Origin of the sequence: Paenibacillus dakarensis, from assembly GCF_001373415.1 — a bacterium.
Taxonomy (GTDB): domain Bacteria; phylum Bacillota; class Bacilli; order Paenibacillales; family Paenibacillaceae; genus Paenibacillus_AQ; species Paenibacillus_AQ dakarensis.
Genome location: NZ_CDSE01000036.1, coordinates 98,415 through 122,490 on the forward strand (window position 1 = coordinate 98,415; position 24,076 = coordinate 122,490).

Sequence of the window (24,076 nt, forward strand, 5' to 3'; positions counted from 1 at the left end):
TTTTGTCTTTTGGACAAAAGTTACGGATCATGTCAGCTGATTATGAGTCGATAAATCATGCAAGCGATGTAAACATCATAGGATTCGGAGTTGACGGTTATATCATAGCCAATAGCTTCACTGATCTTTTTGATCCGATATTTTACAGTGTTTTTATGGACAAACAGCATTTTCCCGCATTCATCGTAATTCCCTCTTGCATCTAACAAAAAGGTCATCAGTGTCTTGATTGAATCCGGCTCGTTTATTATCGGATCAATAACGGCCATATATTCTTCAAGAGTTTCCTCTCCCTGCACACTTAAATCAATGGCCTGCTTCATCGAACGAATCTCGGCTGCCGTAAATAATTTGCGATGTTCATAAATGAGATGGACCTTCCGCCCAATATTGTTCACAAGCCGGTACATGCGCCTTACATCTTGTGTATTTCTCATTCTGGGCGCATAGACCATTTCTGAGATCACCGGGAAGAAATTCGTTGTATCGATATATTCGGCAGCAATTTCATACTCGTTGTACTTGTAAGAGCAATTTCCCATAAGAGCAATTACACAATGGTCGATCGTTTGAATGAGCGCTGTTTTGTAATATTTGAACAGATGCTCTTCCAGTTCTTCGCGGATAAGCTTCTCTAGGGACAGGTCTTGAATTTCGATCAACCACATCATTTGGATCGAAGAGACATCAATATGGAGAAGTTGAGCCAGTCTCCGCATTTTTTCGCTTTCATCGTTAATAATGGCTTTTACCAAGGCGTATTCGCTAACCTCGTTATGCTTATCTCCCCATAAATTGATTGCCACCTGCACCACCTCACAGGTTTTATCAACGGTCTTTGCAGGTAATTTCGTGTTCTCTTTAATCAGAAATAAATAAAGTGCTTCTCCGTTTTTCTGATGAACTGTTTTGCACTCCATAAAGCAATCTGAATGATCGTCCGCTTGGCCTCTCGACCCATTCACTAGATAAGGAGCCTGCTTCTCAATCAGATGAGCCACATCCAGCGTTGAATTCCGAGGCCACATCACCTGATTCACGATTTCCATATTCGTGTTGGTCAGAATAAGGTTCGTTTTCAGCCTGTCAGACAGGAATTTAAGGGTGATTTCTACGCTCCGTGAGTGTTCAGGCAGCAGTGATACTTTTTCTAATGCTTCATTCACAAAGTTATCATTGATCGTCTGGTTTTTCAGAACAATTGCTTCCATGACCTCATAGATAACTTCGTTATAACGAAGCGAAAAATCATTCTCCGGCATGCAGATGATGATGAAATCCTTCGACTCTGCTAACTGCAGCACCTCTTCAGCCACTTCCGGAATAATGATTCCAACATAATATAAAATCAGTCCCACTTCACCAAGACCATGCAGATATTCAATGGCTTCGCACTGCTTCTCAACACTGTCTTTAATGGAATAAAACGAGCTGATCACAATCTCTTCCGCATACCACTCATCTTGAACCGAATGCACGATTCGGGAGGAATAATCCGCATTGGAAACCTCCAGGACAGATAAAGAGGAGATGGTACGGTGAAGGCTATTTTTTCCGGTTAGCACCTTCGCCCCACGAAAAGAAGGCAGTTGCAGCATATCCTGTACAGTTATCCCATGTTTCCTCACCACTTCTTCTGTGTTATCTAATGTAGTAAATTAATAAATATCTTATTTCATTTTAGCATTTTATGCTATATTTTCATCTAATAGCTTATAAATTGAAGAATTCCAACGGTCGTTAACAAAAGAAAAACAACGAGGATTGCGATAAGCACCCTTTTTATTGCTTTCGTGTTTTTTGATCTATGCTTAAGTTGCCTCTCAACATTCTCTAACCGCTCTTTGAGCTCTTCAAATTCATTATCTTGTACCATAAGCCCTCCTTGGTATCGTCAATTTATTGTTATAAGAATATAACACTTGGAATTCATCAGATGTTTGGATTACGTCGTAAAAAATCCAATGCTTACGTCTTAACCACATCCCAAATGCAAATCATTCTCCTTTCGGGTACAATAAGACCAAACGGAATTTTGGAGGCTGCATCATGAACATGGAAGAAGAAGCAAAGCAACAAGCCATACCGGCTGAAGACGACCAGGGCAACTTCAAGCTGCTCGACGTTGAACGTATCCTATCGATCTCATCCGAAATCGAAGGCGACGAGGATAGCGCGGCGATTTTTCATTATGAAGACGGCAAGAAGTATAAATACGTGCACAGCGAGAAAGCCATGAAGCAGTTCGGCGAATGGATTCAAAAAGGGGAAAACGGGATGTAATTAACAAAAAGCTGCCCATAAGGCAGCTTTTTGTTGTATTGATAGTAGAAAGAGACAGCTCAAAAGTTCGGAGAACCAATGAGATGCCTCTAAATCATCGATATTTATTTATCTCTTTCCTTTGTCATAAATTTCACCTAATGCTCTCGGAGCGCGGTTGGATTTAGAGAAAAAGATTAATAACAATAACGTCAATACATACGGTAAAATCATGAATAAATCCGTGAAGCTGCTTGGTAATGCCATTGACTGAGCTATGAAAGCTCCCCCGGATTTTGCAAAACCAAATAAAAGACAAGCAGCTAAAGTAGGGAGAATTCTCCAGTTACCAAAAATTAATGCAGCAATGGCCAAGAAGCCATATCCCATATAAATGCTGGACGAAAAGTTAGCTGAAATCGAATAGGCAAAGCACATACCGCCCAGACCTGATAACAGACCTGATATTAAAACGGCAGAAAACCTGATTTTCGATACATTTACACCTGCTGCATCAACTGAATGGGGATTTTCGCCGCACGCTCTTAATCGCATGCCATATTTTGTTTTATATAACAGATACCAAGCAAAACAGGCAATCACGATGATAATCACTTCGAATGGATACACATTCGTAAAGACCGCGCCGATTACGGGTATTTCGGATAAACCGCCGATTGTAAACCGCTCCATGACTCCTAATCGGAACTTGTCCGATGCCGATCCAAAGACAAGTGCATTGATTTGTGTCGTTAAGAAAGTGGTTAGCGCGAGCGCCAGTATATTTATTACGACACCACTGATCACTTGATCTGCCCTAAACTTAATGCATAATACAGCATGAATAATGGAAAAAGCCATTCCGCCAATCATCGCAAACAGCAGCGCTACATAAAACAGGTTTTGAACATCTGTGCCAAGAGCATTTGCGATCAAAACAGCCGACAGCGCTCCGATGAATGCCCCAAAGCCTTGAAAGCCTTCAAGTGCTAGATTGGTAATGCCACTCTTTTCACTATATATACCGCCTATAGCAATGATAAAAAGAGGCAGAGCAAAGGATAAACCATCCATAATTATTGTATCCATTATGCTTCACTCTCCTTCCGGCCCGCTTCATTTTCCTTCAGACGGCTGATTTTATATTTCAAGTATCCTCCACATGCACTAAACAAGAGGATTAACCCGACGATCACCGAAGAAATTTCTTGTCTGATTCCTGCCTGTGAACTCATATATGTGCTTCCCTGTTCAATAATCGATACTAAAAATGATGAAAAAACAACACCAATTGGATGAGAGTTCCCTAATAGGGATACAGCAATGGAATCAAAGCCGATGCTTGATAATACTTTGGGTTGGATGGAGGAGTAATAGCCTAAATAGTAAGTGACACCGGCAAGACCAGCCAAACCACCTGAAATAACCATGGCTAGGACTGTATTTCTTCCTACATTAATTCCCGCATACTTTGCTGCATTCCGGTTGGAGCCTACCGCCTTCATTTCAAAGCCAACCACCGTTTTGTCCATAACAAACTTGATTAAAACAGCGGTAATCATAGCCAAAATAAAACCGATTGGGATGTCCATCTTCAGGTTAGCTGCTTCGACATTCACTAGCGTTAATCTTGCTGCTTCGGAAATATACCGGGACTGCCTTGAGACAGGATCAATATAATACATTTGAATAAAAAAGCTAATGACATATTGAGCAATATAATTCAACATAATCGTCGATACGACTTCATTAATGTTAAATTTATATTTTAGCCACCCTACTAATCCTCCCATGAGTCCCCCGGCGACGATTCCGATCAGTAAAACAAGCGGCTTTGCGATTACTGCATCCAAACCACTATAGCCAACAATGATTGTCGCAAAAAAGCCGGAGACGAGCATTTGGCCGGCAACCCCAATATTAAACAGGCCTGCTCTAAAGGCAACAGTGACTGCCAAGCTGGCAAACACAAGCGGCGTCATGGCGTTCAGCAAACTCAAGAAATCAGTCAGTATGCTCTTATAGCCTGCATAAGAAGGCTTAGGCAAGATCCCTGCCCCTTGGAATAAATTATAAAACGCCTGCAGAGGATTTTTGCCGATTAAAAGGATAACGATAGCCGCCGCAATAAAACTTAGGATTATGGAGACTAACGGTATGGAGATCGATTGCCATTTCTCATTCCTTATTGGCCGAATAAGACGATTACTTAAGGTTTTCTTTTGTTTATCTTTACTCATGCTTTGCCCCCATCATATATTCGCCGACTTCATTCGTCGTTAATGAATCACTTCCGGCGATTTTTTGAAGTTGACCGTTATATATAACTCCTATGGTATCTGCCACATTCATAATTTCATCCAATTCCAGTGAAATGAGTAGAATCGCTTTTCCGCGATCCCGTTCTTGAATCATCATCTTATGAATATTTTCGATCGCACCAATATCGACTCCCCGTGTTGGCTGAACGAATATCATGAGCGGCGACTGCAATTCGATTTCGCGTGCAATAATCGCCTTTTGCTGGTTACCGCCGCTCATCGAACGAACTTGCGTTTTGACGCCTTGTCCGCTTCTAATATCGTATTTATCGATCAATTTCCTGCCAGATTGCTCAAATCCCTCTTTATTCAAAATCCCCTTCTTGGAAAAGGGCTCCTTATAGTACTGCTTTAATGCTAAATTCGTAGATAAATCAAAATCCAAAAACAGCCCAAAGCTTTGTCGATCTTCAGGGATATAGGATATTCCAGCTTCTGTTCTGTTTCTTATACTTTCATACGTAATGTCCTTGCCCTGAAGTAGTATTTTCCCACTGCTGACCTTGGTCAATCCTGCAATAGCATCAGCGATTTCGACTTGGCCGTTATCTGCGACTCCAGCAATAGCAAATATCTCGCCGCTGCGTATGGCAAAGGATACGTCTTTCACCACTTCAAATCCATCTTCATTCTTAATGGTTAGATGCTCTACTTTCAGTATTTCCTCTTTAAACCGGGCAGGCACTTTCTCAGCTTCAAAGCTTACCTCTCTGCCCACCATTAATTGAGCCATATGATTAACCGACGTCGTCTTTACATCCAGCACATCCACTAATCTGCCTTTATTCAGTACAGCGCATCGGTCAGCCACTTTTTTGATTTCTTCCAGCTTATGCGTGATCAGGATGATGGTTTTCCCGCCGTCTCGCAGACCTTTGATAATCCCCAGCAAGAACTCAATTTCTTGTGGCGTCAAGACTGCAGTCGGTTCATCAAATATAAGGATTTCAGCTTCACGATAAAGCACCTTCAGAATTTCCACCCGCTGCTGCATGGAAACGTTTAGGTCAGCTATTTTCTTCGTAGGATCCACTTCTAAGCCAAAGCTTTTGGACAGCTCTTCAATTTTTCGATTAGCATTTCGAATATCCACATATGGAAAGAGCCCTGCAAATTTTTTGATTGGCTCAACTCCTAAGGTAATATTCTCTGTAATCGTATAATCAGAGACTAGCTTAAAATGCTGATGGACCATTCCTATGTTAAGCTTTGCCGCATGGTTAGGCGAACTGATCTGTACCTTCTCCCCGCGAATATAAATATCTCCTTCATCCGGCTCGTACATGCCGCCCAGAATACTCATCAACGTGGATTTACCCGCTCCATTCTCTCCAAGCAAGGCGAAAATTTCTCCTTTTTTTATATCAATGGATACATCATCATTCGCCACTATTCCTGGGAAGCGTTTGGTTATATGTTTCATTTCTACAATAAAATCAGACATCTTTCTCCTCCTTCATCCCAATAAGCAGGAAAGAAAAATTTAGAAGTTCATCATCCCCTCATAAATCCTAGAGCAGGGAATGATAAACTTCTAAGGTTCATTTCACGATTGTGTTTCTATATTTAAATTAAAGTCCTGGAAACTTTTCTGGTGTATGGCCATTAAAGTTAGAAGCTGGAACGATTTTGCCATCCTTCACTAACTCGTATGCCTCATTCATTTTATTTAATGTATCCTCTGATAATTGATGACGTCCTTCTTCTTTGATGAAACCAGTTGAGTCAGTGTCTGCATGAAGGACTACGTTTCCGCCTTTAAAGCTTCCATCAACAATAGTATTTAATGCCTTTTCAACATTCATACTCATGAATTTTACAGCAGATGTTAACACGATATTTTCAGAGCCATTTGCACCATCATCATATTGGTCAACGTCCACGCCAATTACTTTAACATCGCCTTTAGCTTCCTTAACCGCTGTAAAGACACCATTACCCGTGCCGCCTGCTGCCACAAAGATTCTATCTACACCTTTATTGATCAATGCATTTCCGATTACTTTACCTGTTGCTTCATCTGCAAAAGAGCCTGCATAGTTACCGCCCACATCTGCACCTGTTACATCCGTTCCTGCATAACCTGATAATTCAACAACTTCGACGTTTTTCCCATAAACCTTGTTAACGTAATTTACCCCTGATTCAAAACCAAACTGATAATTTACATTGGAAGGATAAGCAATGCCATTTACGACCGCTACTTTATTTGATTTTGTTTCAAGAGCTGCAGCCATGCCTGCAAAAAAGCCACTTTCTTGTTCCGCGAAATTCATGGCATATACATTGTCGAAATCTTTTTGATCACCTACAGGTGAAGGCTCAGCGTCATTTAAGATAAATGTTTTGTCAGGATTTTCTAGAGCGATGCTGGAAACTCCGGCAAATTGAAACCCTGGGGTTATAATAACATCATAATCTGCCACAATATCAGCAACAGCTTGTACAGCAGCAGCAGGATCACCCGTTTCCTCTCTCACAGCCTTTACAGTTGCTGTTGGATGATTTTTGATAAAGTTCAAAATTCCGTTATAGTTATCTTCATTAAAGTTGCCATCATCAACGCCGGAAGGACTTGTAACAATGGCAATTTTCAGTCCGTCTTTACCTGCTCCGGAATTTGCTTCATTTGCTTCATTTGCATTGTTTCCGCATGCTGCCATAACAACAGTCATCAAAGCAAGGATTAAAACAACTGCTATATTTTTTGTACTTTTTTTCATTACTCATGGTCCCCCTCAGTTAATCTTGTTGAATTGTTGTTTTTGTAAAAATTAAAAAGCACCGAGTTGCACCGGTGCTTGACTTCAGGAAGGTAGATAATGAAAAAAGCATAAGTTAAATCCGTATATTACCTAACCTCGTAGTCAAGCTATTTATGGTAGCTTGGTAGAAACTTTCGGGCCATATCCCCAACATTATACGAGAATAAATATTTTAATTTTTACAGAAGCCATAGTAACATGGGATATTCCCATCGTCAACAATAAACACGTATGTTATATTTGGAAATCACATTCAATGTTCGGAAACGGATTGAAAAGGAATTGATTATCATATGGATTTGAAGAATGATGAGGAAAACAAGTGCATTTTTCCGAATTATTACATGTTAGCGATTTATACTGTGGATTAATAAAGCCAAAAAAAGAGGCTGCTCATAAGTCCAGTGAACTTATGAGCAGCCTCTCTGCTTAACACATTCCTCAATTTGTAGGGGATGAAAAGGGGATAGATTGATCCTCTTACCCTAAAATAACTTGATACAATAAGGTTTTTAACCCTTATTACATCATGCCGCCCATTCCACCCATGCCGCCCATGTCTGGACCTGCAGGAGCTGCTGGTTCTGGCTTATCAGCGATTACCGCTTCAGTAGTCAAGAACATAGCTGCTACGGATGCAGCGTTTTGAAGAGCGGAACGAGTTACTTTAGCAGGGTCAACGATACCTGCTTCGAACATGTTCACCCACTCGCCAGTTGCCGCGTTGTATCCTACGCCAACTTGCTCGTTCTTCAGACGCTCAACGATAACGGAACCTTCTTGACCTGCGTTCGCAGCGATTGTGCGGATTGGCTCTTCAAGAGCACGCAGAACAATGTTCACGCCTGTCTTCTCATCGCCATGTGCTTCAACTGCTGCAACAGCTTTGTATACGTTCACGAGTGCAGTACCACCACCGGATACGATACCTTCTTCAACTGCAGCGCGAGTTGCGTTCAGAGCATCTTCAATGCGAAGCTTGCGCTCTTTCAATTCTGTTTCCGTTGCTGCGCCGACTTTAACTACGGCTACACCGCCAGCCAGTTTAGCCAGACGCTCTTGCAGCTTCTCTTTATCGAACTCGGAAGTTGTTTCTTCGAGTTGGTTACGGATTTGCTTCACGCGAGCAGCGATGTCTTCTTTGTTACCAGCGCCGTCCACGATGATTGTGTTTTCTTTCGTTACACGCACTTGACGAGCAGTACCCAATTGATCAATTGTAGCGGATTTCAGGTCAAGACCCAATTCCTCAGTGATCACTTGACCACCAGTCAATGCAGCGATATCCTGCAGCATTGCTTTACGACGGTCACCAAAGCCAGGAGCTTTAACAGCTACAGCGTTGAATGTTCCGCGAAGCTTGTTCACGATCAGCATAGCTTGAGCTTCGCCCTCAATGTCTTCAGCGATCAGAACGAGTGCCTTGCCTTGTTGAACGATCTTCTCAAGGATTGGCAGGATTTCTTGCGTGTTCGTAATCTTCTTATCTGTGATCAGGATGTATGGATTCTCAAGAACAGCTTCCATTTTATCTGTATCAGTAATCATGTATGGGGAGATGTAGCCACGGTCAAATTGCATACCTTCTACAACTTCCAGCTCAGTCAGGAAACCGCGGGATTCTTCAACCGTGATAACACCGTCTTTACCCACTTTTTCCATAGCTTCAGCAATCAGTTGACCCACTTCATCGTCTGCTGCAGAGATCGCAGCAACTTGAGCGATGGACTGTTTGCCTTCGATTGTTTTGGAAATGCTCTTCAGCTCTTCTACAGCTGCACGAACCGCTTTGTCGATACCTTTACGGATAACCATAGGGTTAGCGCCTGCAGTTACGTTTTTCAGACCTTCACGGATCATTGCTTGAGCAAGAACTGTTGCAGTTGTTGTACCGTCACCGGCAACATCATTAGTCTTCGTAGCTACTTCCTTAACAAGCTGTGCACCCATGTTCTCGAATGCATCTTCCAGCTCGATTTCTTTAGCAATCGTTACACCGTCATTTGTGATGAGCGGGCTTCCGAATTTCTTTTCCAATACAACGTTACGGCCTTTAGGACCGAGCGTTACTTTAACTGCGTCTGCCAATGCATCAACACCGCGGAGCATGGAGCGGCGGGCGTCTTCACTAAACTTAATATCTTTAGCCATGATATTACATACCTCCTAATGGATTATGAAAATTTCAGCATTCTTATATTCAGGTTGTGAATTAACCCAAGATCGCGTGGATGTCGCTTTCTTTCATAATCAAATATTCTTTACCTTCGTATTTGATTTCTGTTCCAGCGTATTTGGAGAAAATAACACGGTCGCCTTCTTTCACTTCCAAAGCTACACGCACACCGTCTTTCAAAGAACCGCTGCCTACTGCGATAACTTTACCTTCTTGCGGCTTTTCTTTAGCGGAGTCCGGAAGCACGATCCCGAATGCCGTGGTTTCTTCTTGTTCAATTGGTTCAACCAATACGCGTTCACCTAAAGGTCTGATCATGAAAAATAGCCTCCTTAATAATATATTGTGGTGTTCTTGTTCAAAACTTTATGTATTAGCACTCGACCATCGTCAGTGCTAACAACCAATTTTATGATACTCAAGTTGCCTGAAAATTTCAAGTCCTTTACTTTATTTTTTGATAACTTTTAATCAGATTGCTAAATTGAGGTTGTCCTCCAGACTCCTCTCTCCATTCTATCCACCACTTTTCATTTTATGCCTGTTTCTGAGTGCCGCAAGTTCAAAAAAAAGAGCACCCGTGGAGCGGGTACTCTTGATTTATTCGATATGTATTCCACTTCAGTGCTAGTCTTCATCTGTACGGATATAGCGGCTCTCCAGCTCCATATCGGCCTCCAGCTGCTTACGATAAACAATTGATGAAAGGAATATACTGAATTCATACAGAAGCAGCAGCGGAATAGAAACCAGAAAATCTGAAATAAAGTCCGGCGGCGTGATAATGACTGCTACAAATACGAGAGCAAAATATCCCAAACGACGCATTTTCTTCAGCCGCAGCGGATTTAGAATCCGGATCTTCGTCAGGAACATGACAATCAGCGGAAGTTCAAACAAGAGAGCGAGAGGCAGCACTAGATTGAACATAAAGTTAAAATAATTCGTAATCCCGTACGTCTCCTGCAGCCCCATACTCTGCGTAATAGACGTTGTAAAGTGGAGGGTCATCGGGAAGACGATGTAGTATCCAAACAAGGTTCCCAAGATAAATAGAATAAATGCATATGGAACATAACGCGCAGCGGCTCTCTGTTCATGTTTGCGCAGTCCCGGCTTTACGAACGCCCAAACCTGATAAAAAATAAACGGAACGGAAATCACAAGCGAGAATAGAGCAGCAATCTTCATATAGATCCCGATACCATCCCAGAAAGAGAAAGCATTCAGTTGAAAATTCTTAGCCTGCTCCGATTCTGTAAGATACTTGTAGATCGGCTCGGCTATAAACAGGCCGGCAATCAATCCGCCCACAAATACGACAAGAACAATAAAGATTCGCTTGCGAAGCTCACCCAGGTGCTCCACAAGCGCCATCTCTTCCATTTTCTCCGACACGCTAGATATCACCTCATCTGTATCCCGGCAGCACAAGAAGAAACGGCGTATCTTTACCGAAAGAGTACCGTTTCTATTAAACTAATTGCACAAACTTGGATGAACCAACTTAAATAAAATCCCTCCCGCAGGAGGGTAAATCAATTCACGCATTTATTCCGGAAGACGCTTATCTTCAGCCTTCGGCTGCGCTGCAACCTGTTGAGGAGCTTCTTTCTTCTTGGAAGCCGGCTCATCCTCCATAATCTCACGTGCTCCGTCCTTGAACTCACGGAACGTTCTGCCTACAGCACGTCCAAGCTCAGGCAGCTTGTTCGGTCCGAACAGCAGCAATGCTAAGATGACGAGCAAAATAATACCCGGAACCCCGATTGGACCCATACCTCTTCTCCTCCTTGTCCTATTTGAAGCAGCTCAAAAGCAATCAAGACGCCATCAAATTAGGATATAGCTTCATTTTAGAAAAATCAGCCAAATAACATATATACAGTCATCATACCATAAGAAAAATCACATAAATAGTACGGAAAAATGAACATTTTCTGTACAAATATCCCTTTATAGCCTGTATTCCCCTTACTCGCGGTATTGTCCTGTAACCATGAGGAGTGCTTCTGGCAGTTGATCCATAATAGCTGCAAGATTCTCATGCACGCCTTTTGGAGAACCCGGTAAATTGAGAATCAAAGTCTGTCCCCGAATTCCGCATACCCCGCGAAATAACATGGCACTCCGATTCTTTTGCATGACAGAAGCTCTCATCGCCTCTACGATACCCGGAACTTCACGCTCCACCACACGCTTTGTAGCTTCAGGGGTTACGTCGCGAGCAGCCAATTCGGTTCCCCCGGTTGTTAATACCAGGTCTACTTGAAAGTAATCCGTTAGCTCAATCAACGCTGCGGTGATCTCATCTTCTTCGTCAGGCACAATCCGGTATTCAATAATTTCGCCGCCCAATTCCTCTTCAATCAGTTCTCGGATGACCTGGGCGCTCGTATCCTCGCGTTCCCCCCGCGAGCCTTTATCGCTCGCCGTCAGGATCGCCGTCTTCCATAACATGAGTACCCTCTCCTTCCCCTTTTGCCGATTCTTACTTCTATATTCAATATTTAATCACGGAAAGATGAATTAATGATTCCCGCTACTTTCCTTCATTCATATAATCTCCGCTCTTGCCTCCTGTTTTGCGAAGCAGCTTGGTCGGACCAATCTCCATATCCTTCTGCATGGCCTTGCACATATCGTATACGGTTAAAGCTGCTGCAGATACGGCGGTCAGAGCTTCCATCTCAACTCCGGTCTTGCCCGTTGTTTTTACGGTTGCTTCTATATAAAGTTCATCCCTGCCATTATTGCCGAATTCCACGTTAATACCCGTAAGCGGAAGCGGGTGGCACATCGGGATCCAATCCGATGTTTTCTTGGCAGCCATAATAGCCGCTACCTGCGCTACCGCAAGCACATCGCCTTTTTCAATTCCGCCTTCAATTATACGGCGAAGTGTCTCCGGATACATCTTGACAGTCGTTACTGCGGTGGCAGTCCGGGATGTAATGTCTTTATCACTCACATCTACCATTCTTGCCCTTCCCTGCTCATTAAAATGACTAAGCTCCATTCCATCACCTTCCGCTAAATCCAGACTGCAGGTATCCATTCTCTGTTATGAGCCCGTCCAGACGCAAGTCATGACATTCCATAGGCACGTGATCAATTAACTGTACTCCATATCCGAGTCCAATCCACAAAGGTGCTTTCCATTCTTGAACCTTCCCCGCATGCAGCATGCGATCACGAAGACGATCATAATAGCCGCCTCCATAGCCAAGCCTGCCTCCCATGGTATCGAAGGCCAGTCCTGGAACCCATATCATGCCCGGAACAACATCCTCCGGACATTTCTTCGCGCGAACGGGATCCGGTTCCAAGATGCCATATGTTCCCTTCACCAGTTCATCCGGGCTTTGAAGATAGTACAGCTCCATCACTCTGTTGTCCTTAAGGCTTTTCGGCACCAAGACGTCCATGCCGTTCCTCCATCCCCATCTGATCAACGGCCATGTGTCTAGCTCGGAACGAAATGGAACATACGCGAGCATGCTCTCCGCGCGAGTTGATACCATTAAATCAGCTGCATGGCGGCATGCCTTCGCGGAATGCTCTGCACGAATGGGGTCAGCAATGGAATCTCTGAGAGAAACCTGGTGTGCACGCAGTTCAGACTTGGATACAGAAATATTCATATCCGGTATTTCCTCTCCTGCATATAATTAAGTTTAGTTTACCATTGTTCCTTCCTTTCGCCAAGAATGCCGGAAGTCACCTTCATTTGGTCGCTTGTTTAACATTTTTCATGTAAACTTACGTTATCATCATCTGAATCGAACGATGAAACATTGAACTATATATAGATGGAGGTTTTTATTCTCATGCTGCTGCAAGCGAATGGCATAACGAAATTATACGGAGTCACTCCTGTGCTGGACGGCATTAACCTGCAGGTGCTGGAGCGCGAGCGAATTGGACTTGTCGGCGTTAACGGCGCTGGTAAATCCACGCTGCTTCAGATTTTAGCCGGAGAGCTGTCATACGACGGGGGACAAATATTTAAAGCAAAAGAAACAACAATCGGTTATTTGGCGCAAAATAGCGGCCTGCAATCGGATCGCACCATTTGGGAGGAAATGCTGGACGTATTCACCCCTCTGATCGAGACCGAGCGGGAGCTTCGGCAGATGGAGGAGCAGATTGCCGACCCGGCTTCAAGCGAAGATCCTAAACGTTATCAAGATCTTCTTGAGCGATATGCTCATCGCTCCGACTGGTTCAAGGATCACGGCGGTTACGAAATGGAGACGCGCATCCGCAGCATTCTCCACGGGATGGGGTTCGGAACCTTCTCACCAGACACACCGATCTCCACTTTAAGCGGCGGACAGAAGACACGTCTGGCGCTGGCGCGAATTCTCCTTCAGGCCCCTGACCTGCTTATGCTGGATGAGCCTACGAACCACCTGGACATAGCAACGTTAACCTGGCTGGAAGATTATCTCCGCGGGTATTCGGGCGCTCTGCTCGTTGTATCCCATGACCGTTACTTCCTTGATCGCCTTGTCACAACGATCGTGGAAATTGAACGGCACCAATCCAAGCGGTACACAGGAAATTACAGCAAGTATATTGAGCTGAAGGCTGCGGAATATGAAACACAGATGAAACAATATGAGAAACAGCAGGATGAGATCGCACGCATGGAGAACTTTATCCAGCGCAATCTCGTACGGGCCTCTACCACCAAGCGTGCACAGAGCCGGCGTAAAGCGCTGGACCGGATGGAACGCATGGACAAACCGATGGGGGATCTGAAAAAAGCCCACTTCTCCTTCGAGGTTGAGTATATGTCCGGTAAGGAAGTGCTGCAGGTCAAGGATCTGTCCGTTGCCTTCGAGCCAGGCCACCCCTTGTTCCAGAACGTATCCTTTGATCTCCGCCGGGGAGAAACGGTCGCCCTGATCGGTCCGAACGGAATTGGTAAATCCACATTACTCAAATGCTTGATGGGTACTATGAAGCCAGCCTCCGGTACCATTCAGTGGGGAACGAAGGTCAAGTTCGGTTACTACGATCAGGAGCAATCCGAACTGAATCCGAAAAATACCGTGCTGGAGGAACTGTGGAGCACCTATCCTCATATGGAGGAAGCGCGTATCCGTACCGTGCTTGGTAATTTCCTGTTCAGCGGGGAAGATGTGCTGAAGAAGATCAGCGCTTTAAGCGGCGGGGAAAAAGCACGTGTATCCCTGGCAAAACTTATGCTGCTAGAAGCCAATATGCTCATTCTGGATGAACCGACGAACCATCTGGATTTATTCAGTAAAGAAGTGCTTGAATCGGCGCTGATGGATTACGAAGGCACACTGTTCTTCATTTCTCACGACCGTTATTTCTTGAACAAAATGGCAGAACGCATTGTGGAGCTGCATCCGGACGGAGTTCAGCATTTCCTGGGTAATTACGATGATTATACAGATAAAATGCAGGAAATCGACGAGATGGGTAACGAGCCTTCTGAACCGTTCGCCCGTCCAGGAGTCAAGCAGGAGATTGTTAACGAGCCCCCTGCCGAGAAGCAAGGTGCCTCCTCTTTTGAAGCCGATAAACAAGCAAAACGTGAAGAGAGAAACAGACAGCGCAGGCTTGCCAGCCTGGAAGAGCAAATCCATTCGCTGGAAGAAGAAATTGCCAAGCTGGAAGAAGAAATGGCTCTTCCTGAAATATATCAGGACTACATGGCGCTCCAGGAGCGTCAGCAAGTTGCGGATGCCAAAAAATCTCAACTCGAAGAGATTTTTACGGAATGGGAATCACTGCTTGAATAGAAAACGTGCTCATTCTACAAAAAAACTTGAAATTTTCACAAAATAGCATTTTATCACCGCCAGACTTATACACAGACTTATCCCCAGTTTCAGTGCATAAGTAAGATAAGGAAATGGCCCTCAGGGCCATTTTTTTGTTAGAAAACAAGCCATTTAACAAAAACAACCAAGTTTATCCACTAACTTATGCACATTATCCACAGTTTCAACAGATTTTTTTGAAAATTCTGCCCTCTTTTCTCAACCGCTTTCAAAGCTAGAATTCATCCATGTTTTTTGAATCTACGCACATTTCGAAGGGGGTATGTGGATAACCTTGTCCACAACTTGACATATGTAAAGATTCATTTATGCGAAACTAGTTTATGTATAATAATTAGGCCGCCTTCTATTACATCGAGAAGGCGGCCTTTTTTAGTAGCTGATCATTATATTATTAAGCTATTTCTATACGTTTAAAGCCCATTCCTCCAGTGACAGCTGAGGATCCGCCTTCATATCAAGCGGTGTCAGTACTCCCTGTTTCCATTTCAAATGAGCTGCAGCCCCGATCATTGCTGCATTATCCGTGCAGTACTTATGTGGTGGAATGGTCAGAGGAATGCTCTCTACCTCACAGCGTTCCTTAAGAAGCTGGCGCAAGCCGCGGTTCGCTGCTACCCCTCCGCAGAGAAGGAGCTGCTTCGCTCCATAAGCCTTTACTGCGCGTACCGCTTTTTCAACCAGCACCTCGGTCACTGATTGCTGGAAACCCCGGGCTATCTCACCGGTTTGAACCTCTTCGCCGCGCATCTTACTCTGATTGACCACATTTAACACAGCTGATTTCAGCCCGCTGAAGCTGAAATCATACGAATCGGCCTCAAGCCAAGCACGTGGAAGTGTCACAGCTTCCTCTGCTTCAAGCGCCAGCTTATCTACGTGGGGCCCACCAGGATAAGGGAAACCTAGTGCACGTGCCACTTTATCGTAAGCCTCGCCGACAGCATCGTCGCGTGTCCGCCCAATAACCTCAAAATGCCCTTCCGATTTCATGTATACAAGTTCAGTATGACCTCCGGATACAACAAGAGACATACACGGATATTCAATCGGCCCTACAATTCGATTTGCATAAATATGCCCTGCAATATGATGGGTACCAATCAGCGGTTTACCAAGCGCATAAGCCAAGCTTTTGGCAGCCACAACGCCGACCAGTAATGCACCGACAAGACCCGGTCCCTGGGTAACTGCTATTGCGGACAAGTCCTGCATATCAATGCCTGCTTCTTCAACAGCTTCCTCAACGATCATCGTGATGCTCTCTACATGTTTGCGTGAAGCCACCTCAGGCACCACCCCGCCGAAAGCCTTGTGCGTTTCGATCTGGCTTGCAATGACGCTTGATAACACCTCATGCCCGTCTTTTACAACCGCAACCGAAGTTTCATCACAGCTGGTTTCAATGGCAAGTATTAAGCTGTGCTGCTCTATGTTCTGTTCATTCATGATAAAGCTTCTCTTCCTTCCCCGCCCTCGTCCTCATGATATTTGGGCAAATCCGCCCACATAATCAGCGCATCCTCACCATTATCCGAATAATATCCTTTGCGGATGCCTGCAGGCATAAATCCTTTTTTGGTATATAAACGCTTCGCTACCTCATTGCTTACCCGGACCTCAAGAGTAATACGCTCCATTCCAAGAAATGCGGCAGTCCTCATCAGCTCGCCGAGGAGCAGTTCTCCCCATTTCCGTCCCCGGTACGCACTCAATAAAGCGATATTAGTAATATGCGCTTCATCAACAATCGTCCACATCCCTGCGTATCCAATCGTACGGCCTTCATATTCCATCACCATATAACGTGCAAAATGATTCATTTTCAGTTCATTCTGGAATGCTTCCTCTGTCCAAGGAAGGGTAAATGCGTCATGCTCTACGACCATAACGTCCGGAATGTCTTCCAAAGTCATGAGCCGGAAGGTCAATCCCTGCTCATTAGCTTGTACTCCGTTCTCCTGATCCATAATCAATTCTTCGCTCCCTTCACCGCTTGCGCAGCAGGTTCGCTTCCGCCTCCGAAAGCTGTGTATAGTTAGGTACGAGTGTATGGACTTCGTCCGATACTCCCCTGAGCAATTGCTCAGCCCCTAATCGTCCGACCCAGCGGCCCTCAAGCTCATATGGCAGAATGTTCAGCGGTCCGTGATAGACTTCACTCAGACGCTTCGCTGCCTCGGTGTGTATCTCTACATCTCCGGTAAACCAGATTGAGGCAGGACGCTCTTCTTCCTTGAGCGATTTCAAACGGTCAGATAACGTATCGATCCAGGCCGACATGAGCCGAATCGCATCCGGTTCCAGCCGGTTCGGTACGTTAGCTTCTGCCTGTGCTCCGCTAACGAACAGCGCGGTATAAGCCTGGCCTCTTCTAGCATCAAGGAGCGGAATAATCCAATGCTGCTCCCCTTCAATTGGCGAGTTCTTCTGACCAGAGACAAGCCCTCCCCACGCCAAAGCATGAAGACTTGATACTCCGACCACAGGAATCTTCTTCGCCCATGCCAGTGTCTTGGCTGCAGTCACAGCCATTCGAACACCTGTATAGGATCCAGGTCCAACACCAACAGCAATACCGTCGATATCCTCTATCGTTAAATTCGCTTCTTCCACAGCACGGGCAATGACCGGGTGCATATGCACAGAGTGATTGCGTTCTCCGCTCGCATTGATCTCTTTCATCAGCTCCATGTTCTCCATCACAGCAACCGCCAGCGAGGCTGTAGCCGAATCCAACGCCAAAAACCGCTGCCGCGGCTTCGTATTCTGATTATTCATTCATGCTTACCCCATTTTCATTCAAGTCACGGCACCACTCGCCGTAAGGCTCACCATAGCTTTTGATTCTGATGGTCCGCTCTGATAAGCCGGTCGTTTCTATCGATATATGCAAATAATTCTCAGGAAGCAGCTCCGTAATCAGACTGCTCCATTCCACAAGACAAACTCCGTCACCGAAAAAATACTCATCAAGTCCAAGCTCATCCGCTTCATCCATAGATAAACGGTACACGTCCATATGATAAAGAGGCAGCCGCCCCTCATATTCTTTAATAATTGTAAATGTAGGGCTGTTCACCACACCGCGAACACCAAGGTGCTTCGCAAAACTTTGGGAAAATGCCGTCTTCCCTGCTCCCAAGTCGCCGTCCAGGCCAATAACCGTTCCCGGCTTCGAACGTTCTGCAAGCCATGCAGCAAGTCGTTCCGTATCCGCCGGATTATTGGACATGTAACGGAAATCATAACCGCTTTCTGTCACCTGTATACCCACCTTTTAGACATTACCATCGTCTGAATTAACTTGTCCTTAATTATATCGGTCTCCCCGCGAAGCCGCAAGGGAAGCAGGAGACAGTACCTCCGAGCCTCTAAATGACCGATCATGTACACACATCAAAAAAACACCTGCTCACGGGGAAGCGCCAATTCAGGCGCTATTCCGAAGAACAGGTGTATCTATCGATCTGTCATCTGCCCACTATTCGCCTTCTTCCAGACGCTCCACATTTACCGTAACCGTATTCGTTGGTCTTGATCCAACCTGTACAGTCGCCATGCCGTTTGCTTGGTCAATATGCTCAATCCACACAGGCTCGCCTTCCAGCTTCACCTTAAATGTATCCTCCGATTTAAAAATGCTCCAGGCGCGCTCCATATCCATCAGCTATTCTCCTTATCTGTCATTGAAATTCGCAGTATCTCATCCATCTTTATTACCGCGTACGGTCGTGTGTCCAAGGTCAATATGCCACGAAGGCCATGTATTTATGCAAATAGATAAAACTTATACAGAATCTTTTTTTGGGCAAACTAATTAGAAAAATGATAGGGAGGAATCATAGATGCATACGGTCTGGAAAGGTGCTATCAGCTTCGGACTTGTCCATGTTCCCGTCAAAATGTTCTCCGCCACCGAGGATAAGGACATTTCAATGAAATACGTACACAAACGGTGCGGCAGCCCGCTCTCTTATGTCCGAAAATGTCCGGTCTGTGAGGAGGAAGTCGGCTGGGATGAGATTAATAAGGGCTATGAATACGAAAAAGGAAAGTTCGTTCTCTTTGAAAAGGAAGAACTGGAGCAGCTGTCAGAGCAGAACAATAAAAATATTACGATTCTCGATTTTGTAGATTTGACGGAAATTGACCCTATTTATTTCCAAAAGACCTATTACTTATCTCCTGATCAGGCAGGAGCCAATGCCTACCGGCTTCTGCTGGAGGCAATGAGACAATCCGGCAAAATCGGCATTGCCAAAATTGCAATCCGCTCCAAGAGCAGCATGGCGGCCATTCGTGTGATCGAGGAGTGCCTGGCGATTGAGACCATATTTTATCCGGATGAGATCCGCCCCGTTTCTCAGGTTCCCAACCTGCCGGAGAATGCTGTAGTCAATGATAAAGAGCTGACGATGGCACGTATGCTGATCGATCAGCTGTCTTCTCCCTTTGAGCCTGGAAAATATACAGATGATTACCGTGAACGCCTGCTTGATATGATCTCAAGCAAAGTCGCCGGAGAAGAAGTGAAAATCGCTCCAGCCCGTCAGGAAACGAACGTCGTTGACCTCATGGCCGCTCTTCAAGCAAGCATTGAAGCTGTTAAGCCGATTCCAACCGACCCGGGAATAACGCCGAAGCCGCGAAAAACCACACGTAAGACCACTGCGAAGGAAGCGGTTGCCAAAGTAAGCGGTGAAGCGCCTGACACGGCTGCTCCCAAGCCGAAGCGCCGCACGGCAAAAGCCAAAAAGACGGATACCATTTCCTGATGATGACCGGATTAAAACAGCTTCTCCCCAGAGAGCCCATGGCTCCCATTGCAACGGACACAATTCCCTCAGGAAGTGAATGGGGATTCCAGTTGAAATGGGACGGTGTACGCATTCTCTCTCTCCTTGAAGCGGGTAAAGTAACCCTAGTATCCCGCAAGCTGCTTGATAAAACGTCCTTATATCCTGAAATAGCCCACTCCCTGTCGGAGTTAACGAAGCAGCGGCTACTTCTGGACGGTGAAGTGGTTTATTTTCACCCGGAGCTGGGTCGCCCCGTATTTCAGAAGGTCCTCCAGCGGGAACGCTCACGTTCAGTCAGTTCAAACGGTCCCTTGTTCACCTATGTCCTGTTCGACATTCTGATGGACGGTGAAGATGACCTGAGACAGCGGCCTTATATTGAACGGCATCAACGACTTAAGGAGATTATTGCAAATAAGCCGGGCCTGCTGGTCGCGGACTTATTCAGTGATGGAAATCAGTTGTGGAATTGGGCAGAGGAGCGGGGCTGGGAGGGCATTGTGATCAAACGCCTCTCCTCTCCTTACCGCGAAGGAAAGAAGCATCAGGACTGGTACAAGAAAAAAATAGCCGTCCATCTGAGGACGGAGGCCGTCGCAATGATTATCCGGGATGGCCGTGTAGCAAGTCTTGTTCTATGCGGTGAAGATGGTGTTTATATCGGCAGGGCCTCATTGGGATTAAATGAACAAATGAAGCGGCATCTGCTCCAATATGCGGAAAGACATACAGGAACAACACGCTGGGATAAGCTTCATTCCGATCTGAAAAAAGAGACACTCATGTGGTTAAGCCAACCTTTAACCGTTCAAGTAACCTTTCTGGAGTGGAGCCAGGATGGAATGATGCGTCACCCCAAGCTGCTAAACATTGAAGGGCTGAACTCACCATGAGAAAACATGTCAAAGGTACACTTACCATCGAAGGACAAGAAATCGTAGTTACAAATCCGGATAAGCCGCTGTGGCCGGAAGCAGGCATCACGAAAGCCATGTATTTGCAGAAGCTGGCTGCCCTCTCTCCCTTCCTGCTCCACTATTGCCGGGGAAGGCTGCTTACAACGATCCGGTATCCGCATGGCGTTCCAGGGGAATTCTTCTATCAAAAGAATGCTCCGGAACCCACGCCGCCCTTTGTTCAGACAGCACAGCATGAGGATATCAATTATGTTCTGCTAAACGGGCTTCCCGAGCTGTTGTGGCTTGGAAATTTGGCTGCACTGGAATTTCATCCATCACTTCATTTAGCAGGCAGCACTCTTCCCTGCGAGTGGATGATCGACCTTGATCCTTCCCTGCCCGAAGAGCCGCGGATCATGGAAGCTGCTGCTATTGTCGGTGATGTGCTTAGCTCGCTGGGCGTCTCCTCTGTTCCGAAAACATCAGGGGCGACAGGTGTCCAGATCATCGTTCCGATTCCGGAAGGAGTCACTTTTGACGAGCTTCGCAGCATTGGGCATTTTGTAGCCCTGTATGTTACCGAGAAGCACCCGAAGCTGTTCACGATTGAAAGACTTAAGAAAAACAGGGGTGACAAAGTCTACTTCGACTATCTCCAGCACTACAGCGGAAGAACACTAGCCGCCCCTTATACGCCAAGAGCTCGGCCGCTCGCTACCGTCTCCACTCCGCTAACCTGGGAAGAGGTATCTAAGAATGTCTCACCTTCCCAATTCCATCTGCTTAACATTGAGGAGCGTTTGCATGAAAAGGGAGATCTCCTTTCTATGCTCCCGCCCCAGCCGCTTGAACCTATTCTGCGCCATTTGTCATCCAGACGCAGATAGGGTTCGAATATCGAGTATGTAATGAAGATGCAATATTGATGCAGAATCGAGATGAGAATGAGTGGGAAATTCCGCTCATTTTTTTCATTTGTAACTTCTTGTTGAACATGCTCCTTGCTGTTACCTTACGAGGAATTATGACGATTCATGTCGTTTCTATATAAATTAACCTTGATTAATAGGTAATATCACCTATTTTATTCCATGTTCCTTAAACGTTAGTACCTCACATCATCACATTTTTATCACATTTGCGAAGAAAATATGTAAGGGTATCCAAATATAGTCTATTGCGCAAAGCTGTGATATGATGTGCGAAGTTTATGGGGGAAATTAGAAAAAAAGGGGACATTATTGTGAAACGAGTTTTAGGCTTAATAATTGCTCTTATGCTGGCACTTCCCGCCACTGCGGGAGCAAGTGAAGGAAACATCGATGTTATCGAAGGCGGGGATGGCGTCAAGGTTGATATCGGCAAGGTAGGAACCATTGAACTCGGCGAGAAATTCTTCTACCTGGATCAAGAAGCCGTTAAGGAGTTTTCAAAGTTAAACGGAAACACATTGACCGGAAACGAAGTGGCCGGGATCGGTCCCAACACAGAGGATCAAAGCTGGTTCGTATATTTTGATTATGAAAATTCAGGCCATATCAAAAATGCAGAGAAAGAGAAAATAAAGTCAGACAAACTCCTCAAACAAATAACCGAAGGCACAGAAGCAGCCAATGAAGAAAGACCAGCCAATAATCATATTTTTGTAACCGGATGGGATGTTGAGCCATTCTATGATCCTGCAACTCATAATCTCACATGGTCTCTCATGCTGGAGGACAGCCAAAAAAATCCGTTTGTAAATTACCAGATGAGATTGCTTACTCGAGAGGGATTCTTAAGCATCATACTCGTCAGTGATGTTAACAATCGACAGGCGGCAGCAGACATTCTTTCCAATGAGATTCTGTCCAAATTTTCACCAGTTCCAGGCGAAGGCTACGCGGATTTTGATGAATCAAAAGATAAAGTTTCAGAGGCAGGATTAACAGGACTTATTCTTGGAGGCGCCGGCTTGGCGGCAGCCAAGAAACTCGGATTTCTGTTACTGCTCAAGAAATTCTGGTATGTCATCGCTGCTGTTGTGGTTACAGGAATTAACTGGCTCAGAATGAAACTAAAACGCCGTAAAGACCAGCCTGAGGAACCTTCTTCAACACCTCCACAGTCACCAAACGAGTCAGGTCCCCCCGTAATATAACGGGTTCACAACAAAACCGCTCCGGAATTCGAATAACGCTCAACTTGTTGCTGGGACTATCTTTGTAGAAACGTGCATAAAAGCATGTATAAATAATCCTTCCACCAAAAAAGCGGCAAACACTGATTTAACAGCGTTTGCCGCTTTTGATTGTGCGCCCAAACTTCCGTTTGGGAACGTTATTTATGTTTGTTTTGTATACGCTATAAATCGTTATTGCACTAAAGCCCCCGTTAGTGAAACCAGAAGGCTTATGAAACAATCGCGCTCGCTTATAGAGATTAATTCTATTTTTGTATACTCACCCCTATTTTTTTTGGTATGTACAACCGCATATAAAGATAACCATTCTCCATATCATCTGTTAGTTCAAAACCTAAGTTACTCCAAAATTTTTGTGCAGTTTTATTTTCTGGTTTAACCGATAAGGAAATCCTTCTTGCATTATATTCTTTACACAAATAATCAATACAAAGCTTAGCCGCTACTGAACCATAGCCTCTTTTTTGAAAACGGCTATCTATCATAAAATTTATGATTTGGGGGTTGTTATTGCCAATATACATTAAAACATAGCCCACCATCACATTATCGGCATAAATTGCAAAGGGGCGTGCACCATCATAAAGCACCCAAGCTTCGGCTAAAGACCACGCTACAGAGTCTACAAAGCCCTCATTGATAGCAGTTGTATGCAAGTTTAAACATTCACCATAATTGTCCTCATTAATTGTTCTTAACTCCACCAAAAAATATCACCTTCCAAATATAGTTAATGATGTTTAATGTAAATAATTCAACTAATCAGTTCTCCTTGATAATAGTCATTCATATAGTCGCATTGCACCACTTTATTATTATAGCTCTATGCGATTTTTCGCAAAAGATA

Annotated in this window: 24 protein-coding genes and 1 riboswitch; of the genes, 6 read left to right on the forward strand and 18 right to left on the reverse strand. The window is 44.8% G+C overall.

Annotated features, from left to right (window positions below; translation table 11 throughout):
• Positions 1–32 precede the first annotated feature (32 nt).
• Positions 33–1,631, reverse strand: coding sequence for a PucR family transcriptional regulator (locus BN1234_RS10195; RefSeq protein WP_054956552.1), 1,599 nt, complete (start codon positions 1,629–1,631; stop codon positions 33–35).
• Between the two features lie 418 nt (positions 1,632–2,049).
• Between BN1234_RS10195 and BN1234_RS10200 the strand changes: the two genes are divergently transcribed.
• A complete protein-coding gene (locus BN1234_RS10200; protein WP_054956553.1) occupies positions 2,050–2,283 on the forward strand; it encodes a hypothetical protein in 234 nt (77 codons plus the stop codon).
• A 108-nt stretch (positions 2,284–2,391) separates the two neighbouring features.
• On the opposite strand, the gene BN1234_RS10205 is transcribed toward BN1234_RS10200, so the two are convergent.
• The 11 genes from BN1234_RS10205 to BN1234_RS10255 form a co-directional block, all read right to left on the reverse strand.
• A complete protein-coding gene (locus tag BN1234_RS10205) occupies positions 2,392–3,351 on the reverse strand; it encodes an ABC transporter permease (protein WP_054956554.1) in 960 nt (319 codons plus the stop codon).
• Positions 3,351–4,502 carry an ABC transporter permease gene (locus BN1234_RS10210; RefSeq protein ID WP_054956555.1) on the reverse strand — a complete coding sequence of 384 codons (1,152 nt, stop codon included), beginning with the start codon at positions 4,500–4,502 and terminating at the stop codon, positions 3,351–3,353. Before BN1234_RS10210 ends, BN1234_RS10205 begins: the two co-directional genes overlap by 1 nt.
• Entirely contained in the window at positions 4,495–6,027 is a 1,533-nt protein-coding gene (locus BN1234_RS10215; protein WP_054956556.1) for an ABC transporter ATP-binding protein, read from the reverse strand. The genes BN1234_RS10210 and BN1234_RS10215 overlap by 8 nt, the downstream gene beginning before the upstream one ends.
• 127 nt (positions 6,028–6,154) lie before the next feature.
• Complete coding sequence (locus BN1234_RS10220; protein ID WP_054956557.1) at positions 6,155–7,306, reverse strand: BMP family lipoprotein; 1,152 nt, start codon at positions 7,304–7,306, stop codon at positions 6,155–6,157.
• Between the two features lie 121 nt (positions 7,307–7,427).
• Positions 7,428–7,529, reverse strand: a riboswitch (purine riboswitch).
• Between the two features lie 341 nt (positions 7,530–7,870).
• Entirely contained in the window at positions 7,871–9,499 is a 1,629-nt protein-coding gene (gene groL, locus BN1234_RS10225; protein WP_054956558.1) for a chaperonin GroEL, read from the reverse strand.
• Between the two features lie 61 nt (positions 9,500–9,560).
• Complete coding sequence (gene groES / locus BN1234_RS10230) at positions 9,561–9,842, reverse strand: co-chaperone GroES (RefSeq protein ID WP_054956559.1); 282 nt, start codon at positions 9,840–9,842, stop codon at positions 9,561–9,563.
• Positions 9,843–10,151: 309 nt separating this feature from the next.
• On the reverse strand, positions 10,152–10,910 hold the full coding sequence (tatC, locus tag BN1234_RS10235; protein WP_370733876.1) for a twin-arginine translocase subunit TatC: 759 nt from the start codon (positions 10,908–10,910) through the stop codon (positions 10,152–10,154).
• Between the two features lie 165 nt (positions 10,911–11,075).
• Positions 11,076–11,303: a twin-arginine translocase TatA/TatE family subunit gene (gene tatA / locus BN1234_RS10240; RefSeq protein ID WP_054956561.1), complete on the reverse strand. Its 228-nt coding sequence runs from the start codon at positions 11,301–11,303 to the stop codon at positions 11,076–11,078.
• A 195-nt stretch (positions 11,304–11,498) separates the two neighbouring features.
• A complete protein-coding gene (locus BN1234_RS10245) occupies positions 11,499–11,984 on the reverse strand; it encodes a MogA/MoaB family molybdenum cofactor biosynthesis protein (protein WP_054956562.1) in 486 nt (161 codons plus the stop codon).
• 82 nt (positions 11,985–12,066) lie between these two features.
• Positions 12,067–12,543 (reverse strand): cyclic pyranopterin monophosphate synthase MoaC, encoded by a 477-nt coding sequence (moaC, locus tag BN1234_RS10250; protein WP_054956563.1) that lies wholly within the window; start codon positions 12,541–12,543, stop codon positions 12,067–12,069.
• Between the two features lie 4 nt (positions 12,544–12,547).
• Positions 12,548–13,168: a 5-formyltetrahydrofolate cyclo-ligase gene (locus BN1234_RS10255; RefSeq protein WP_054956564.1), complete on the reverse strand. Its 621-nt coding sequence runs from the start codon at positions 13,166–13,168 to the stop codon at positions 12,548–12,550.
• Positions 13,169–13,354: 186 nt separating this feature from the next.
• Between BN1234_RS10255 and BN1234_RS10260 the strand changes: the two genes are divergently transcribed.
• Positions 13,355–15,304, forward strand: coding sequence for an ABC-F family ATP-binding cassette domain-containing protein (locus BN1234_RS10260; protein ID WP_054956565.1), 1,950 nt, complete (start codon positions 13,355–13,357; stop codon positions 15,302–15,304).
• A 447-nt stretch (positions 15,305–15,751) separates the two neighbouring features.
• On the opposite strand, the gene tsaD is transcribed toward BN1234_RS10260, so the two are convergent.
• The 5 genes from tsaD to BN1234_RS10285 form a co-directional block, all read right to left on the reverse strand.
• Positions 15,752–16,795, reverse strand: a complete 1,044-nt coding sequence (tsaD, locus tag BN1234_RS10265; protein WP_054956566.1) for a tRNA (adenosine(37)-N6)-threonylcarbamoyltransferase complex transferase subunit TsaD — start codon at positions 16,793–16,795, stop codon at positions 15,752–15,754.
• The gene (gene rimI / locus BN1234_RS10270) at positions 16,792–17,316 is read right to left on the reverse strand and encodes a ribosomal protein S18-alanine N-acetyltransferase (protein ID WP_054956594.1); all 525 of its coding nucleotides are present in this window, start codon (positions 17,314–17,316) and stop codon (positions 16,792–16,794) included. The genes tsaD and rimI overlap by 4 nt, the downstream gene beginning before the upstream one ends.
• Positions 17,317–17,335: 19 nt before the next feature.
• Positions 17,336–18,127: a tRNA (adenosine(37)-N6)-threonylcarbamoyltransferase complex dimerization subunit type 1 TsaB gene (tsaB, locus tag BN1234_RS10275; RefSeq protein ID WP_054956567.1), complete on the reverse strand. Its 792-nt coding sequence runs from the start codon at positions 18,125–18,127 to the stop codon at positions 17,336–17,338.
• Positions 18,120–18,611 (reverse strand): tRNA (adenosine(37)-N6)-threonylcarbamoyltransferase complex ATPase subunit type 1 TsaE, encoded by a 492-nt coding sequence (tsaE, locus tag BN1234_RS10280; RefSeq protein WP_370733868.1) that lies wholly within the window; start codon positions 18,609–18,611, stop codon positions 18,120–18,122. Before tsaE ends, tsaB begins: the two co-directional genes overlap by 8 nt.
• A 219-nt stretch (positions 18,612–18,830) precedes the next feature.
• Complete coding sequence (locus tag BN1234_RS10285; RefSeq protein WP_054956568.1) at positions 18,831–19,013, reverse strand: H-type small acid-soluble spore protein; 183 nt, start codon at positions 19,011–19,013, stop codon at positions 18,831–18,833.
• Between the two features lie 181 nt (positions 19,014–19,194).
• Here BN1234_RS10285 and ku point away from each other — a divergent pair, with 181 nt between their 5' ends.
• The 4 genes from ku to BN1234_RS10305 all read left to right on the forward strand — a co-directional run bounded on the left by ku (position 19,195) and on the right by BN1234_RS10305 (position 23,187).
• On the forward strand, positions 19,195–20,124 hold the full coding sequence (ku, locus tag BN1234_RS10290) for a non-homologous end joining protein Ku (RefSeq protein WP_054956569.1): 930 nt from the start codon (positions 19,195–19,197) through the stop codon (positions 20,122–20,124).
• Positions 20,124–21,041, forward strand: a complete 918-nt coding sequence (locus tag BN1234_RS10295; RefSeq protein ID WP_245640144.1) for an ATP-dependent DNA ligase — start codon at positions 20,124–20,126, stop codon at positions 21,039–21,041. The genes ku and BN1234_RS10295 overlap by 1 nt, the downstream gene beginning before the upstream one ends.
• Positions 21,038–21,934: a non-homologous end-joining DNA ligase gene (gene ligD, locus BN1234_RS10300; RefSeq protein WP_054956570.1), complete on the forward strand. Its 897-nt coding sequence runs from the start codon at positions 21,038–21,040 to the stop codon at positions 21,932–21,934. Before BN1234_RS10295 ends, ligD begins: the two co-directional genes overlap by 4 nt.
• 356 nt (positions 21,935–22,290) lie before the next feature.
• The gene (locus BN1234_RS10305; RefSeq protein WP_054956571.1) at positions 22,291–23,187 is read left to right on the forward strand and encodes a DUF2167 domain-containing protein; all 897 of its coding nucleotides are present in this window, start codon (positions 22,291–22,293) and stop codon (positions 23,185–23,187) included.
• Positions 23,188–23,474: 287 nt separating this feature from the next.
• Here the strand turns inward: BN1234_RS10305 and BN1234_RS10310 are convergent, their stop codons facing one another.
• Positions 23,475–23,933 carry a GNAT family N-acetyltransferase gene (locus BN1234_RS10310; protein ID WP_211751799.1) on the reverse strand — a complete coding sequence of 153 codons (459 nt, stop codon included), beginning with the start codon at positions 23,931–23,933 and terminating at the stop codon, positions 23,475–23,477.
• Positions 23,934–24,076: the final 143 nt, after the last annotated feature.